This window comes from Intestinibacillus sp. Marseille-P6563 (assembly GCF_900604335.1).
GTDB lineage: Bacteria > Bacillota > Clostridia > Oscillospirales > Butyricicoccaceae > Butyricicoccus_B.
On sequence record NZ_UWOD01000001.1, the window covers coordinates 1,193,939 to 1,209,170 of the forward strand.

Consider the following 15,232-nt stretch of genomic DNA (forward strand, 5'->3'; position numbering starts at 1 on the left):
GCAGCATCCAAACGATGCTGCTTTTTTCTTAGGCTGCGGCCTTGAGGTCGCCTTCCGAACCCAGAATGGTATGGCAGTCGGCGATGGCCTGCTGAAGCTTGGCAGCCACGTCTTCCGGAGCCGTACCATCGGCCAAGGTCTGATAGGCGTCCAGCAGTTCAAACCGTACATCGGCCCCCTTTTCCCGGTCGAGCATGAGCAGCGGTACGTAATTGTAGCCGCTGACCTCGGTTTTGCCGGTCTCCGGGTCCTTGGTCAGCTGTAAATTGAGCACCACAGTCGTATCGGTGTACTGGTCATTCTGCGCGGAGATAAAATTGCCGAGCGAATAGCAGACAAAGCCCTGCTTGGTGTTGCCTTCTTCATCGGTCAGGGTGCGCAGTTCCATGGGCTGCAAGACATGCGGATGGCCGCCCAGAATAATATCCGCGCCCTGGTCAAAGAATAACTGAGCGATCTGCTCCTGATAATCGTTTTGCTGGGTCTGGTATTCGATACCCCAGTGAATCATGACGGCGATCAGGTCGGCGTCCAGTTCGCGGGCGGCGGCCATGTCGGCCTCAATGCGTGCGGTGTCCGGCGTCGAGCAGGCATCCATATAATCGGTGTTGAACAGATTGACCGAATAGCTGCGGTCGGACGCGACCGGGATGCCGTTGGTGCCATAGGTATATCCCAAAAAGGCCACCGAAATGCCGCCGACGTCAGCGACCACGATGCCGCTGTTCTGGTCGCGTTCCTCCTGGGTACGGTAGGTGCCCACATGCTGGAAGCCGCGTTCGTCCAGCACGTCAAGCGTGCGCACCAGACCGTCATACCCACGGTCCATGCAGTGATTGTTGGCGGTCAGCAGCAGGTCAAATCCCATTTCCTTGAGGTTATCGGCCAGGTCATCTGGTGTGTTAAAGGCCGGATAACCCGAATAATCCGGGCCGCCTGCAAAGGTGGTTTCCAGATTGGCCACCGCAAAATCGGCCGCTTCGGTCCAGGCCCGTGCGCCGGATAACATAGGCGCATAGTCATATTTGCCCTGTGCTTCGTCCCAAGCGTCGTTGGTCTGGGGCATATGGCTCATCGTATCGCCACAGACGGCCAACGTGGCTGTAATGGGCTCAGGCGCTGCCTCGGAAACCACGGCATCGCTTTCGGGCTTCCACTCGGTCTCGGCCGGAGCCTCGGGTTCCGATTGGCCACACGAAGCCAGCAGCAGGGTCAGGCTTACAAAAAACGCCAAGATTCTTGTTTTTTTCACATTGTTCCTCCGTTCGGCTGTCGATTCTTGTAGATTGCAACCGGCACCGTCATTATATCACCTTATTGGATGCTTGCAAATATATTTTTGGCATATTTACACAAAAGATGCCAAAAAACCGGCCTGCTTTTAAAAAGCAGGCCGGTTTCGGTCTATCACAAAAATGGATTATCCTTGTGCCTTCACAAACTGCTTGCGCAGGGCGAGCAGCAGGGCTTTGCCGATTACAGCGACCAGCACAGCAGCTGCAATGGCTTCCGGGATACCGGATGCGGTAACCGTACCCATGACCAGACCAAAGACCGCAGTCAGCGCCACGTTCTGCGCCTCCGCATACTGCTGGGCAAACAGCAGATAGATGCTGCCCATAACGGTCACGGTATTGACCATCGCGCCCACAAAACCGGTGATCGGCAGCGCTACGAGCGACGGAACCTGTAGCTTGCTGAGCAAGATCCACAGCCAGCCAGCGGCCACGCCGATCAGCACACGGCAGCCCACGCTGATCCAAACCGCCTTGACCGCACCGGGCAGGCCGGTGGTGCTCAAGAACGGAGAGAATGCAAACGAGAGCAGCGTCGGGGCCAGGGTATTGGACACCAGCGAACAGATGCCGAATACTGCGCCCAAAATGCCGCCAGCCATGGGTCCGAGCAGGATAGCGCCCAGGATGACCGGGATGTGCACGGTGGTCGCCTTGATGATGGGCAGTTGAATCATCCCGAGCGGCGTGTTTGCGAGCAGGATGACAATAGCTGCCATGAGTGCGAGCTGCGCCATATAGCGCACGTCCATTTTCTTCTGTTTCATATGTAGTTTTACCTCCTGCTGCCGTCTTCCTTGGAAGTACAGCGCAATTATTGTGATGCCTTACCCGTTTTTTCGATTTCGATTCCAGATGGTCACCAGGCCCCGCAGGGTCACACAGGGGTCGTATTCCACCGGGGTGGTCAGATGGGGCGCGATCAGGGCGCCTGTGCCGCCGGTGAGCAAAACCTGCGGCGCTTCGCCCAGTTCGGCCGCGATGCGTGCCAGCATCCCATCCACCATGGCAGCCGCCCCAAACATGGTGCCGGCCTTCATGGCGTCCACGGTGTTACGGCCCAAAACGCTGCGGGTGGGCGCTTCCATTCGAATCGACGGAAGCTGCGCCGCCACACTCTTGAGCATATCGAGCGAAGCCTTCACGCCGGGCGCAATGGCCGTGCCGATCAGCACGCCGTCCCGGCTGAGCACGGTAAACGTCGTCACCGTGCCCATATCCACCACCACGCAGGGCAATTTGCCCCGCTGGGCGGCCCAGACTGCATTGGCGACCAGGTCGCTGCCCAGTGCGCGCGGCTGGTCAATCTTGAGATTGAGCCCAGTCCGTACACCCGAGCCCACACCCAGGGCCGTGCAGCCGGTAAGCATCTGGACTGCCCGCTGGACGATTGGGGTCACCGCTGGGACCACCGAACAGAACACTACGCCTTCCATGTGCGTCAGTTCGACCCCATACAGGCCGCATACGTCGCGCAGCTGGCAGGCATATTGTTCGGCAGTCAGCCGGTCGTCGGTTGCTATCGAGGCGACAAATTGCAAGTCGTCCCCGCAGAAACCGCCCAGCCGCACGTGACTGTTCCCAATGTCGAGCGCAAGCAGCATATTCCAAAAACCTCATTTCAGGCAGTTCATCCTTTGCATTATACTCCCTACGGCGCGGGTTTGCAAGCAGTTTTGCGCTCACTCGTGCCAATGGCATGGCAAGGCCACATAAAAGAAACCAAAACACCACATACTTGGGACAGACCTGCCCCAAAACATTGCCCCACTCGGCCGAGTAGTCCCACACATTCATTTGAAAACCACGGTTGACGCTCAGCCCGACCAGCAGTTCGGCGCCGGTCACCCAGGCCGCTCCGGCCAGGCAGCGCAGGCTGGTGCTCCGGCCGCACAAACGCCCTTCGAGCAGCCACAGCCCGACAAACACCAGTCCCCCGGTCAGCGCCATGGTCCAATGGGTATAACCGCGCCAAAAAATTTCAAGCGCCGCATAACCGGCGCCGCCGAGGAAAAAAAGTCCAACGGTTTGCCGCATCCCTTTCATAAAACATCACCGGGACTTATTGTGGCCGACCGCCGACCGGCTTATGCCCCACGAAGGCTGCCAGGTTTTGCGGAAACCCGCCGGATTCCGGAAAGCAAACGGGCGGCCCTGTTACAGGCCGCCCGCATTTTTATAAAAATACGATTTTATACCATCCAGACATGAATCACCAGGTCCAGGCAGAACAGGGGCATCAAAATCATATAGAGCATCTTCTGCCGGTTTTCCCCCAGCCAGATAAGGCTGCGTTCCAAAAGCGGCTGCAAGCCATACAAAATGACCATGCCGCCCAGGCCAAAGCGCATACTGGCGCTCAAACAGATGCGCCCCTGCCACTGGTAAGTATACCGGGTATAGTCCCACAGCCAGCCGCCGGTTTTCCATTCCAGGATATAGCTGGCGGCTAGTTCGACCGTTGTGGTCAAGACGACGACAGCCAGAAATACCACCACCGGCATCAGATTGAGCCGCCCGATCAAAAGCTTGCGGCGCGACCATCCGCGCAGACAGGTGAGCAGCAGCAACACGCCTACTCCATACACCGGCAGATAGGGTCCCCACAAAAACCCCCGGTTGGAAAATCCCCAGCGGTACACCACAGTTTCCAGGAACACTTCATAGCACCATCCCAAAAACGAATAGGCCAGAAAGCACAGGAACCCGGCGATAAATTTTCTTTTCCCCATAAACTCTCTTTTTAAAAAAAAGGGCGGTTTTCCCGCCCTTTTTCTTTTTACAGTCTTTCTTCCAGCTTCTTGCGGCGTTCTTCGAACCCCGGCTTGCCCAGCAGGGCAAACATGTTCTTCTTGTACGCTTCCACACCCGGCTGGTCAAACGGATTGACGCCCAGCAGGTACCCCGACAGGCCGCAGGCCTTTTCAAAGAAATAGGTCAGGTAACCGAAGTGGTATGCGTCTGCTTCGTCGATCTCGAGCAGGATGTTGGGCGTGCCGCCGTCCATGTGGGCGATCAGCGTACCAGCATACGCCTTGGAGTTGACGAACTGGACGCTCTTGCCTGCCAGATAGTTCAGGCCGTCGATATCGTCCTCCCACGCTTCAATAACGCTTTCGCTGCGCGGCTTCTTGACCCAAACCACGGTTTCAAAGACGTTGCGGGTGCCGTCCTGGATATACTGACCGATCGAGTGCAGGTCGGTCGAGAAGTTGGCCGAAGTTGCAAAGATGCCCTTGTGGTCCTTGCCTTCGGATTCGTTGTAAAGCTGCTTGAACCACTCGCCCATCATGACGAGGGACGGCTCATAGTTGACCAGAATCTCAATCGCCTTGCCCTTGCGGTACAGCAGGTTGCGCAGCGTCGCATATTTCGTGCAAGCGTTGTCGTCCTTCTGGAAGTCAGCACGTGCTTCGGCTGCGCCGCGCATGGCTTCGGCGATGTCTACACCGGCAACTGCCATGGGCAGCAGACCAACCGCAGTCAGCACCGAGAAACGGCCGCCAACATCGTCCGGTACCACAAAGGTTTCGTAGCCTTCGTCATCTGCGAGCTGCTTGAGCGCGCCGCGGGCACGGTCGGTCGTAGCAAAGATATGCGCCTTGGCGCCTTCCTTGCCGTATTTCTGCTCGGCGAGCTTGCGGAATACGCGGAATGCAATCGCCGGTTCGGTCGTAGTGCCCGACTTGGAGATGACGTTCACGCTAAAGTCACGGTCGCCGATGATTTGAATGATGTCGTTGATATAGGACGAAGAAATGTTGTTGCCAACAAAATATACTTCCGGGATGCCTTCGGGACGCACGTTGTTATACATCTGGCCCTTGACGAATTCGATTGCCGCGCGGGCGCCCAGATAGGAGCCGCCAATGCCGATGACAACCAGCACGTCGCTGTGGCCCTGGATGCGCTTGGCAGCCGCCTGGATGCGTGCAAACTCTTCCTTGTCATAGTTGACCGGCAGATCGATCCAGCCATGATAGTCGTTTCCGGCGCCGGTATGGTCTTGGAGCATACCCTCTGCCGTCTGCAACATGGGAGCCATTTGTTTGACTTCGTAGTCTTCTACAAACCCGGCCAATCCAGTTGTTTTCAATTCCATTGCCATTTTTTAACCACCTTATCCTTCGTTTTTCTCAATCCCGAGCAGGAGGTCTTTGAAGCGGCCGCACGGCACATTTCAAAGGTTTCTCTGCTTTGGATATAGTATACCATATTTTGAGACATCTGACCAGCAATGCGACGAATCTTGACAAAAAACAAGCTGCCCGTGGGCAGCTTGTGTGGGAATTTAGCGATAAATCGGGAAACGGGAGCACATTTCGGTCACATTGGCACGAATCTCGTCTGCCTTTGCATCGAAATCGGTTGCTGCCTGCCAGATAAAGCCGGCAATGCGCAGCATTTCGGGTTCACCAAAGCCGCGAGTCGTAACCGCCGGGGTGCCGACACGCAGGCCGGAGGTGACAAACGGGCTTTCCGGATCGTTGGGGATGGCGTTCTTGTTGGCCGTGATATAGACTTCGTCCAGACGGTTTTGCAGCACCTTACCGGTCACGCCTGCCTTGCGCAGGTCAACCAGCATCAGATGGTTGTCGGTGCCGCCCGAAACCAGGTCAAAGCCCTGGTCCAGCAGGGCCTGTGCCAGAACCTTGGCATTGCGTGCCACATTGGTCTGGTAAGCCTTGAACTCCGGCTTGAGTGCTTCACCAAAGCAAACCGCCTTGGCTGCGATGACGTGCATGAGCGGACCGCCCTGGGTGCCCGGGAAGATGGCCTTGTTCATCTTCTTGGCGATCTCCTCGTTGTTGGTCAGGATCACACCGCCGCGGGGACCACGCAGGGTCTTATGGGTAGTGGTGGTGACAACGTCGGCATACGGCAGCGGATTCATGTGCAGACCAGCAGCGACCAGACCTGCGATATGCGCCATATCGACAAACAGATATGCGCCCACGCTGTGCGCGATCTGTGCGAACTTTTCAAAATCGATGGCGCGCGGATAAGCCGATGCACCGGCGATGATCATCTTGGGCTGTTCCTTCTTGGCCAGCGCCTCGACGGCATTGTAATCGATGTAGCCGTTTTCATCCACGCCATAGGGTACGATATGATACAGAAGGCCCGACTGATTGACCGGAGAGCCATGGGTCAGATGGCCGCCGTTGTCCAGGCTCATACCCAAAACGGTATCGCCCGGCTTTACCAGCGCCTGATACACCGCCATATTGGCCTGTGCACCCGAGTGCGGCTGTACATTGGCATATTCTGCGCCAAACAGCTTGCAGACACGGGCAATGGCCAGACGCTCGACTTCGTCCACACATTCGCAGCCACCATAATAGCGCTTGCCCGGATACCCTTCTGCATATTTATTGGTCAGGACCGAGCCCATGGCAGCCATGACCGCTTCGCTGACGATATTTTCCGACGCAATCAGCTCAATGTTGCGGCACTGTCGGTCGTATTCCTGACGGATCATTGCGCCGACTTCCGGGTCATATTGGCGGACAAAATTCATTGCATCCCCAACGATCATTCAAAAACCCTCCCACTTATGATAAAATTCCTAATATGAAGCAAAAAATCTTCTATTAAAATTAAAACACATTTTCAAGATTTTGCAACCTTGTAGCCGAACTTTTTTATTTTTCAGCACACTATACTTTTCCTTTTGCCATCCTGCATCCTTTTTTCATCATTTCTACCAGATTTGGCGTCGTCTTGTGGAAACGCCGGTCTGGTCACAGAAGCAGTCTGGCTATCGGTTATCTTAACCGCATCGGGCTGCCCCGATACCCGCAAAAGCATCTTGTGTTTCCCGCCCTGCGCGTGCTATGATAGAAAAAAACCGGGAGGTTTCGACTGATGACAAAAAAAGACCGCGCCAAAGCGGCCGTGGACCTGCTGCGGCAGGCCTATCCGGACGCCACCTGCGCGCTGCAATACACCCACGATTATGAACTTCTGTTTGCCACCCGCCTGTCGGCCCAGTGCACCGACGCGCGCGTCAATATCGTGACCAAAGACCTGTTTATCCGTTTTCCGACGCTGGAAAGCTTTGCCGAAGCGCCGGTGGAGGACATTGAGGACGGCATCAAGACCTGCGGCCTGTTCCGCACCAAGGCGCGCGACCTCAAGGCCTGCGCTCAGATGCTGCTGACTGACTTTGGCGGCAAGGTACCGGACAACATGGCTGACCTTCTGCGCCTGCCCGGCGTGGGCCGCAAAACGGCTAACCTCATTTTGGGCGACATCTTCGGCCAGCCCGCCATTGTCACCGACACTCATTGCATCCGGCTGTCCAACCGGCTGGGGTTTGTCAAGAACGTCAAGGACCCGGTTAAGGTGGAAACCGCGCTGCGCGCGCTTATTCCTCCAGCTGAGTCGTCCGACTTCTGCCACCGGCTAGTGCTGCATGGCCGCGAAGTGTGCACCGCCCGCTCGGCCCAGTGCGAAAAATGCTGCCTGGCCTCCATCTGCCCTTCCTATCCGCTCGGCTAAAGAAAAAAGCGTTCCCGAAAAAACGGGAACGCTTTTTTTAGTCTTCAAACAGGGGTGTGGAGAAATACCGCTCGGCCGTATCCGGCAGGACGGTCACGACCCGCTTGCCCGGCCCCAGCTTCTTGGCCAGCTGGATGGCCGCCGCTACGTTGGTGCCCGACGAAATGCCGCACATCAGGCCCTCCTTGCGTGCCAAATCCTTGGCGGTCTGCAAGGCTTCGTCGTCGGTGACGATATAGATGTCGTCGTAAATCTCACGGTCCAGAATGGCCGGGATGACGCCGTCGCCAATGCCCATCTGGATGTGGGTACCGATCGAGCCGCCCGACAAAATGGCCGCGTGTTCGGGCTCGACCGCCCAGATGGTCATGTCGGGGTTCTGCGCCTTGAGCACGCCGCCGATGCCGGTGATCGTGCCGCCGGTGCCAATGCCCGAGCAGAAACCATGGATAGGTCCTTCCACCTGAGACAAGACCTCAATGCCGGTATGGTAACGATGCACCAGCGGATTGGCCGGATTTTCAAACTGCTGGGGCACAAACACCTTGGGGTCTTCGGCCGCCATTTTCAGAGCGGTGTCCAGGCATTCCTGGATGCAGGCGCCGATGTCGCCCGCGTCATGCACCAAAATCACTTCGGCGCCGTAGTGCCGCACCAGCTTGCGCCGCTCCTCAGATACCGAGTCGGGCATGATGATGATGGTCTTATAGCCCTTGACCGCGCCAATGAGCGCCAGGCCGATGCCCTGGTTGCCGCTGGTCGGCTCGACGATGATCGAATCGTCGTGCAGCAGGCCACGCGCTTCGGCGTCCGCGATCATGTTATACGCTGTGCGCGTTTTGATCGACCCGCCGACGTTCAGGCCTTCGAACTTGACCAGAATTTCGGCTGCCCCTTCGGGCGCCATGTGGTTCAAACGCACCATGGGGGTATGTCCCATAGCGTCCAGAATATTATTATAAATCATAGGAATCGACTCCAATCCCAAAGAATCACAGATACATACTTATTCATTATATGCGCAAACAGCCCGTCCGTCAACCGCGTGCCGCTTCCTGCAAGACCATTTGTACCCAAAGCGCGGTTTTTGCCAAAAAGTTTAAGCAGAATGCACGCGGGATTGTGCCGGGTGCCGAAAAAGAAAATTTGCCGCAAAAACCGGTTGACTTTTTGCGCGGAAGCCCGTATGATGAAACCAAGATAGAGGGTCATATGACTGACGGAACCGTGGAGATATACCACATGGAGTATGACCAATAGTGCGCCGGCCGTCTGGGCAAGTCTTTCTTGTGCCCAGGCGTATTTTTTTGCCCCTGGACACCATCCAGGGGCTTTTTATGTCCTGCAAAAGGAGGTTTTGCCAATGGCGGTCGGATACATCCATTCTTTCGAATCCATGGGGCTGGTGGATGGCCCCGGTATCCGTTCGGTTGTATTTTTACAAGGCTGCTGCCTGCGCTGCGCCTTCTGTCACAACCCGGACACCTGGGGGCTGACCGGCGGCACGCCGACCGAGCCCGAAGCGCTGGTGCGCAAGCTGTCCCGCTTTCGCAGTTACTATCAGAAATCGGGCGGCGGCGTGACCTTTTCGGGCGGCGAACCGCTCATGCAGCCCGATTTCCTGCTCGACTGCCTGCGGCTGTGCCATGACGCCGGCATCCACACCTGCATCGACACTGCGGGCGTGGGGCGGGGTGATTATGCGGACATCCTCAAATATACCGACCTGGTGCTCTACGATGTCAAGCACCACGACCCGGTGTCCTATGAGGCCCTGACCGGCCGGCCGATGGACCAAACGCTGCGCTTTGTCGAAGCGGTCCGCCAAAGCGGCACGCCGATGTGGGTACGGCATGTGGTCGTCCCCGGACGCACCGACAGCGCCGACCATCTGCGTGCGCTGCGCGCTTATGTCGATACGCTGCCGAACGTACACAAAGTGGAATTGCTGCCCTATCACAAACTGGGCGAAAACAAATATAACGTGCTGGGGATTCCCTATCCCCTGACGGGTACCCCGCCGATGGACAAGGCGCGCTGCGCGTCTTTGCAACAGGAATTTTTCGGAGATCTAGGAGGAGAATAACCATGATGCAATATACCGAATGGAACGGCTTCCGCGAAGGCAACTGGCAGCGCGAAATCGACGTGCGCAGCTTCATTCAGAAAAACTACACCCTCTACGAAGGCGACGCCTCTTTCCTGGCCGGGCCGACCGCCCGCACCCAGGCCGTCTGGTCCAAGTGTGAAAAACTGCTGCTCGAAGAACTGAAAAAGGGCATCCTCGATGTGGAAACCCATATCATCTCGGGCATCGACAATTTTGCGCCCGGCTACATTGACAAAGATAACGAAGTCATCGTCGGCTTGCAGACCGACGCGCCCTTAAAGCGCATCGTCAACCTCTACGGCGGCCTGCGCATGGCCAAGTCCTCGCTCGAGCAGTACGGCTACACCCTCGACCCGACCATTGACCGTCACTTTTCTGAGTACCGCAAGACCCACAACGAAGGCGTATTTGACGCTTACCCCAAGCGCACCCGTCTGGCGCGCTCGGCCGGCCTGCTGACCGGTCTGCCGGATGCCTATGGCCGCGGCCGCATCATCGGCGACTATCGCCGCGTGGCGCTCTACGGCATCGACCAGCTGATCGAGTTTAAGAAGGCCGACCTCGACGAAATCGACGGCCCGATGGACGAGGAGCGCATCCGCCTGCGCGAGGAAGTTTCCATGCAGATTCGCGCGCTCGGCGAAATCAAATCCATGGCCGCAAAATACGGTGTCGATCTGTCCCGCCCGGCCAAGGACGCCCGCGAAGCCGTTCAGTTTACCTATATGGCCTACCTTGCCGGTATCAAGGAAAACAACGGCGCCGCGACCTCGCTCGGCCGCACCTCGACTTTCCTCGACATCTACATCCAGCGCGACCTGGACGCCGGTATCCTGGACGAAGAAGGCGCACAGGAACTGATCGACCAGTTCATCATCAAGCTGCGTCTGGTGCGCCATCTGCGTACCCCGGAATACAACGAACTGTTCGGCGGCGACCCGACCTGGGTCACCGAATCGATCGGCGGTGTGGACATCCACGGCCGCCCGCTCGTCACCAAGAACTCGTTCCGCTACCTGCACACGCTGACCAACCTCGGCACCGCGCCCGAACCCAACCTGACCGTTCTGTGGTCGGAACATTTGCCCGAAACCTTCAAGGCATACTGCGCGCAGATGTCGATCGACACCGACTCCATCCAGTACGAAAACGACGACGTGATGCGCCCGATCTACGGCGACGACTACGCCATTGCCTGCTGTGTATCGGCCATGCAGGTCGGCAAGCAGATGCAGTTCTTCGGCGCACGCTGCAACATGGCCAAGAGCCTGCTGTACGCCATCAACGGCGGCGTGGACGAAAAGAAGGGCACCGTGGTCGTGCCCGGCATCGAGCCGATCACGGACGACGTACTCGACTACGAAAAGGTGCGCGCCAACTACGACAAGGTGCTGGCCTACAACGCCGAACTTTACACCGATACACTCAACATCATCCACTTCATGCACGATAAATACGCCTACGAAGCCAGCCAGATGGCGCTGCACGACACCCATGTCGAGCGCCTGACCGCTTACGGCATCGCGGGTCTATCGGTGGCAGCCGACTCGCTTTCGGCCATCCGCTACGCTACTGTCAAACCCATCCGCAACGAGCAGGGTCTGGCTGTGGACTTTGAGACCATCGGCGACTTCCCGAAGTATGGCAACGACGACGACCGTGCCGATGACGAAGCGGTCTACATTGTCACCAAGTTCTCGGGGGAACTGAAAAAGCATCCGTTCTACCGCGGCGCCAAGCACACCCTGTCGGCGCTGACCATCACCTCGAACGTCATGTACGGCAAAAAGACCGGCACCACCCCGGACGGCCGCAAGGCGGGCGAACCGCTGGCGCCGGGCGCAAACCCGATGCACTGCCGCGACTTGAACGGCGCGCTGGCATCCCTCAACTCGGTCGCCAAGATCCCCTACCGTAATGTCTGCCAGGACGGTGTGTCCAACACCTTTTCGATCGTGCCCGACGCGCTGGGCAAGACCCCGGACGAGCGCACCCGCAATCTGGTCGCCATTCTGGACGGTTACTTCTGCCAGGGTGCACACCATCTGAACGTCAATGTCATGAACCGCGACACCCTGCTCGACGCCATGGACCATCCGGAAAAGTATCCGACCCTGACCATCCGCGTATCCGGCTATGCGGTCAACTTCAACCGCCTGTCCCGCGAGCAGCAGGAAGAAGTCATCTCCCGGACTTTCCACGAGAGCATGTAAATCGCCCATCTAATTCCTTCTCCATACATATAGAAAAAGACTGGTGCATTCGGCACCAGTCTTTTTCGTTTATCTTGCGCATTCGCCGCCCACGCCGCGCAGCACATCGAGCCCATGGCCGATAACGTCCACAAACACGGCCAAGCTTTCTTCGACCGCCTTGAGGCTTCCGGGCAGGTTGACAATCAAGGTTTTGCCGCGGATGACACTCACGCCGCGGCTAAGCATGGCGCGGGGCGTAATTTTCAGGCTTTCGGCACGGATGGCCTCGGCAATGCCGGGCACCTGCCGCTCGGCGACGGCCAGCGTCGCCTCGGGCGTCACATCGCGGGGCGAAAACCCGGTGCCGCCTGTCGTCAGCACCAGATCACATCCAGCCCGGTCGCACAGGTAGCACAGTTCTTCCATCAAACGGTCTTTGTCGTCGGGCAGCACCCGATAATTCGTGACCGTGAAGCTATCCGGCAGCAGCTCGGCAATGCGCGGGCCGCTCTTGTCCTCCCGGGCGCCGGCTGCGCCCTTGTCGCTCGCGGTCAGCACGCCGACCCGGTAGACCGGCCGAATCTCCATCCCCGGCTCCACCCAGCCGCTTTGCAGCACCTTGGCGAACACGCCCTCACGCGGCATGATGCAGTCACCCACCCGCTCACGGATGGCACAGCCGTGGTGGCATTCCTTGCCGATCTGGGTGATCTCCAGCAGGGCATCCCCGCATTTGAGACACGAGCCGACCGGCAGCGCCGCCAAGTCGATACCCCGTACGAGCAGGTTTTCCCCAAACGCGCCGTCCTCGACCCCCGCACCACGGGCATTGAAATCATCGACTTTGTCCGCGCTTAACAGGCTGACCTGCCGGTGCCAGTCCCCGGCGTGGGCGTCGCCCACCAGCCCCCAGTTTTCCTTGCAGTACGCCCGGGGATAGCAGGTCTTTTGCGTACCCCGTTCCGGGCTCATGCAAACGGCTTCAATCGTTCCCATTGGTGAGTTCCTCCTTGCGATTCCACACACCTGACTTGCCGCCCGCCTTATGCAGCAGCCGGATGTCGGTGATCTCCATGCCCCGGTCGATGGCCTTGCACATATCATAAATGGTCAGCAGGGCAGCCGACACCCCGTGCAGGGCTTCCATCTCCACGCCGGTTTGCCCGGCGCAGCGGGTCGTGCAGGTGCAGCGCACCGTGTGGGTATGCTCGTCGAGCGCAAACTCGACCGCGCAATGGCTCATCGCAATCGGGTGGCACAGCGGGATGATATCCGCCGTGCGCTTGGCGGCCATAATGCCCGCAATGCGCGCCACGCCCAGCACGTCGCCCTTTTTCGCGGTGCCTGCGGCCACGGCGCGAAAGGCGTCCTCGCCCAAATGGATGCAGCCCTCGGCCACGGCTTCCCGCCCGGTGACCGCCTTGCCGCCCACATCGACCATATGCGCTTCGCCTGCCGCATTAAAATGGGTCAGTTTTTGTTCCATCATTTTCCCTTTCCGAACCCGCAATTGGGGTAAATGCACACCGGGCAGTTCAGGCACAGCCCGCCCTCACCCAGCGCAGCCAAATCGTCAGCCGTGACCGGGTCATCGGCCATCAGGTGCGGCAAAATAAGGTCAAAAATCGTGCGTCCAGCATACATCACGCAGCCGGGCAGGCCGCACACCGGCACCCGCTGCTCGCCGTAGTAGGCCAGCAGGAACATAGCCCCGGGCAGCACGGGCGCGCCGTAGCTGACAATGTCCGCCCCGGTGTTCTTGATGGCCAGCGGGGTTTTATCGTCCGGGTCCACGCTCATACCGCCCGTGCATACGACGATGTCTGCACCCTGTTCAATGAGGTCCAAAATGGCCCTGGTGCCGCGGGCTGGGTCGTCCCCAACGCGGATTTCTCCCAGCACCTCGGCCCCGTATTCGGCGAACTTATCCCGCACCACGGGGGTGAATTTGTCCTCGATGAGGCCCTTTTCGACCTCGCTGCCGGTGACAACAATGCCGGCACGCTTCTTTAAAAAGGGACGCACCGCGCACAGCGGCTGACCGCCCGCGGCTTCGGCGGCCGCGTCCAGCTTCTTTTCATCGATGACCAGCGGGATGACGCGCGTGCCGAGCAGCTTGTCGCCCTTTTTGACCGGCGTATTGCCGTGGCGGGTAGCAATCATGATTTCGCCCAGCGCATTGACCCGTTTGAGGGCATCCGAGCGCACCTGGAACAGGCCGTCACACGCGGCGAACAGCTCGATCTTGCCTTCGCGCGCTTCGCTTTTGGTCATGTGTTCGTTTTCGCACAGAGCGGCCAGACGCGCTGCGCCCTCGTCCTCGTGCAGGAAGCCTTCGGGCTTTTCCCAGACGAACAGATGCTCCTTGCCCATGGACAGCAGCACCGGGATGTCCTCCTCGGTGACCACATGCCCCTTACGGAAGCGCGCGCCTTTGTATTGTCCCGGAATGATCTGGGTCAGGTCGTGGCACAGCACGTGGCCGACTGCATGGATGGTTTCGATCTCTTTCATGCCTTTACCTCCCGCAGCACCAGTTCGGTGCAGTAATCAAAATAGGCATCCAAGTCAAAAGCCGCCGGTTCGACCAGATATTGCAGGCTGGCTCCCTCCATCATGGACACCATGACGGCGGCGAGCAGACGCCGCTTGTCCTCGGTCAGATGGGCGGCAAAGGCGTCCAGCATGGCGCCTACTTCCTCGCGCCAGTTGCGGAACGAAGCGCGGATTTCATCCCGCATCGCGGCATCCACGCGCGCCTGCGCCCAAAACTCGATCTCGGCATAGTCATATTTGGGCTCTTTTAGGATGAAGTTCTTCTTCTGCCCCCAAAAAGCCTCGAGCTGGCTTTCTAGCGCGCCGCCCTCGCCGCCCAGTGCGCGGCGCAGTTCGATGCAGTGCTGCAAGACTTTTTTCTGCACCGCCAGCAGCAACTCGTGTTTGGATTTATAGTAGTAGTGGATGTTGGACTGAAACAGCCCGGCCTTTTCGGCGACAAGCGCCATGCGCACGCCGCTGAGGGTCTTTTCCTGCAACACATCAAACGCCGCATCCAAAATGCGTTCTTCCGTACTTTCTTCAGGCATCGCTTCTTTTTTTCGCATCCGCTTCACCTCTTTTGTTTTGCT

At 58.3% G+C, this 15,232-nt stretch carries 14 protein-coding genes, 1 pseudogene and 1 riboswitch; of the genes and pseudogenes, 3 read left to right on the plus strand and 12 right to left on the minus strand.

Features of this window, described 5'->3' with window-relative positions; all coding sequences use genetic code 11:
- Positions 1–28: 28 nt before the first annotated feature.
- The 7 genes and pseudogenes from EFB11_RS06295 to glyA form a co-directional block, all read right to left on the minus strand.
- On the minus strand, positions 29–1,252 hold the full coding sequence (locus EFB11_RS06295; protein ID WP_122789419.1) for a CapA family protein: 1,224 nt from the start codon (positions 1,250–1,252) through the stop codon (positions 29–31).
- Positions 1,253–1,420: 168 nt separating this feature from the next.
- The gene (locus EFB11_RS06300) at positions 1,421–2,062 is read right to left on the minus strand and encodes an ECF transporter S component (RefSeq protein ID WP_122789420.1); all 642 of its coding nucleotides are present in this window, start codon (positions 2,060–2,062) and stop codon (positions 1,421–1,423) included.
- A 60-nt stretch (positions 2,063–2,122) separates the two neighbouring features.
- On the minus strand, positions 2,123–2,899 hold the full coding sequence (locus tag EFB11_RS06305) for a type III pantothenate kinase (RefSeq protein ID WP_122789421.1): 777 nt from the start codon (positions 2,897–2,899) through the stop codon (positions 2,123–2,125).
- Positions 2,900–3,047: 148 nt separating this feature from the next.
- Positions 3,048–3,341: pseudogene (locus tag EFB11_RS17535) on the minus strand (putative ABC transporter permease); the annotation flags it as partial.
- Between the two features lie 146 nt (positions 3,342–3,487).
- Positions 3,488–4,027: a putative ABC transporter permease gene (locus tag EFB11_RS06315; protein WP_122789422.1), complete on the minus strand. Its 540-nt coding sequence runs from the start codon at positions 4,025–4,027 to the stop codon at positions 3,488–3,490.
- A 47-nt stretch (positions 4,028–4,074) separates the two neighbouring features.
- Complete coding sequence (locus EFB11_RS06320) at positions 4,075–5,403, minus strand: glucose-6-phosphate isomerase (RefSeq protein ID WP_122789423.1); 1,329 nt, start codon at positions 5,401–5,403, stop codon at positions 4,075–4,077.
- A 183-nt stretch (positions 5,404–5,586) separates the two neighbouring features.
- A complete protein-coding gene (gene glyA / locus EFB11_RS06325) occupies positions 5,587–6,834 on the minus strand; it encodes a serine hydroxymethyltransferase (RefSeq protein ID WP_122789424.1) in 1,248 nt (415 codons plus the stop codon).
- A gap of 329 nt (positions 6,835–7,163) precedes the next feature.
- Between glyA and nth the strand changes: the two genes are divergently transcribed.
- Positions 7,164–7,799, plus strand: coding sequence for an endonuclease III (gene nth, locus EFB11_RS06330; protein ID WP_122789425.1), 636 nt, complete (start codon positions 7,164–7,166; stop codon positions 7,797–7,799).
- 37 nt (positions 7,800–7,836) lie between these two features.
- Here the strand turns inward: nth and cysK are convergent, their stop codons facing one another.
- Complete coding sequence (gene cysK / locus EFB11_RS06335; protein ID WP_122789426.1) at positions 7,837–8,766, minus strand: cysteine synthase A; 930 nt, start codon at positions 8,764–8,766, stop codon at positions 7,837–7,839.
- Between the two features lie 235 nt (positions 8,767–9,001).
- Positions 9,002–9,084, plus strand: a riboswitch (ZMP/ZTP riboswitch).
- Positions 9,085–9,162: 78 nt separating this feature from the next.
- Between cysK and pflA the strand changes: the two genes are divergently transcribed.
- Together pflA and pflB are read left to right on the plus strand one after the other, a co-directional pair.
- Positions 9,163–9,885, plus strand: coding sequence for a pyruvate formate-lyase-activating protein (gene pflA, locus EFB11_RS06345; RefSeq protein ID WP_122789428.1), 723 nt, complete (start codon positions 9,163–9,165; stop codon positions 9,883–9,885).
- Positions 9,886–9,887: 2 nt separating this feature from the next.
- A complete protein-coding gene (gene pflB, locus EFB11_RS06350; protein ID WP_122789429.1) occupies positions 9,888–12,122 on the plus strand; it encodes a formate C-acetyltransferase in 2,235 nt (744 codons plus the stop codon).
- Positions 12,123–12,191: 69 nt separating this feature from the next.
- Here pflB and EFB11_RS06355 read toward each other — a convergent pair whose 3' ends face one another.
- Genes EFB11_RS06355 through EFB11_RS06370 form a run of 4 tightly spaced genes read right to left on the minus strand, consistent with a single transcriptional unit; the run spans position 12,192 to position 15,208 of the window.
- Positions 12,192–13,100, minus strand: coding sequence for an MOSC domain-containing protein (locus EFB11_RS06355; protein ID WP_122789430.1), 909 nt, complete (start codon positions 13,098–13,100; stop codon positions 12,192–12,194).
- Complete coding sequence (gene moaC, locus EFB11_RS06360) at positions 13,087–13,590, minus strand: cyclic pyranopterin monophosphate synthase MoaC (protein WP_122789728.1); 504 nt, start codon at positions 13,588–13,590, stop codon at positions 13,087–13,089. Before moaC ends, EFB11_RS06355 begins: the two co-directional genes overlap by 14 nt.
- Complete coding sequence (locus tag EFB11_RS06365; RefSeq protein WP_122789431.1) at positions 13,590–14,618, minus strand: molybdopterin-binding protein; 1,029 nt, start codon at positions 14,616–14,618, stop codon at positions 13,590–13,592. The genes moaC and EFB11_RS06365 overlap by 1 nt, the downstream gene beginning before the upstream one ends.
- Positions 14,615–15,208 (minus strand): TetR/AcrR family transcriptional regulator, encoded by a 594-nt coding sequence (locus EFB11_RS06370; protein WP_122789432.1) that lies wholly within the window; start codon positions 15,206–15,208, stop codon positions 14,615–14,617. Before EFB11_RS06370 ends, EFB11_RS06365 begins: the two co-directional genes overlap by 4 nt.
- Positions 15,209–15,232 lie beyond the last annotated feature (24 nt).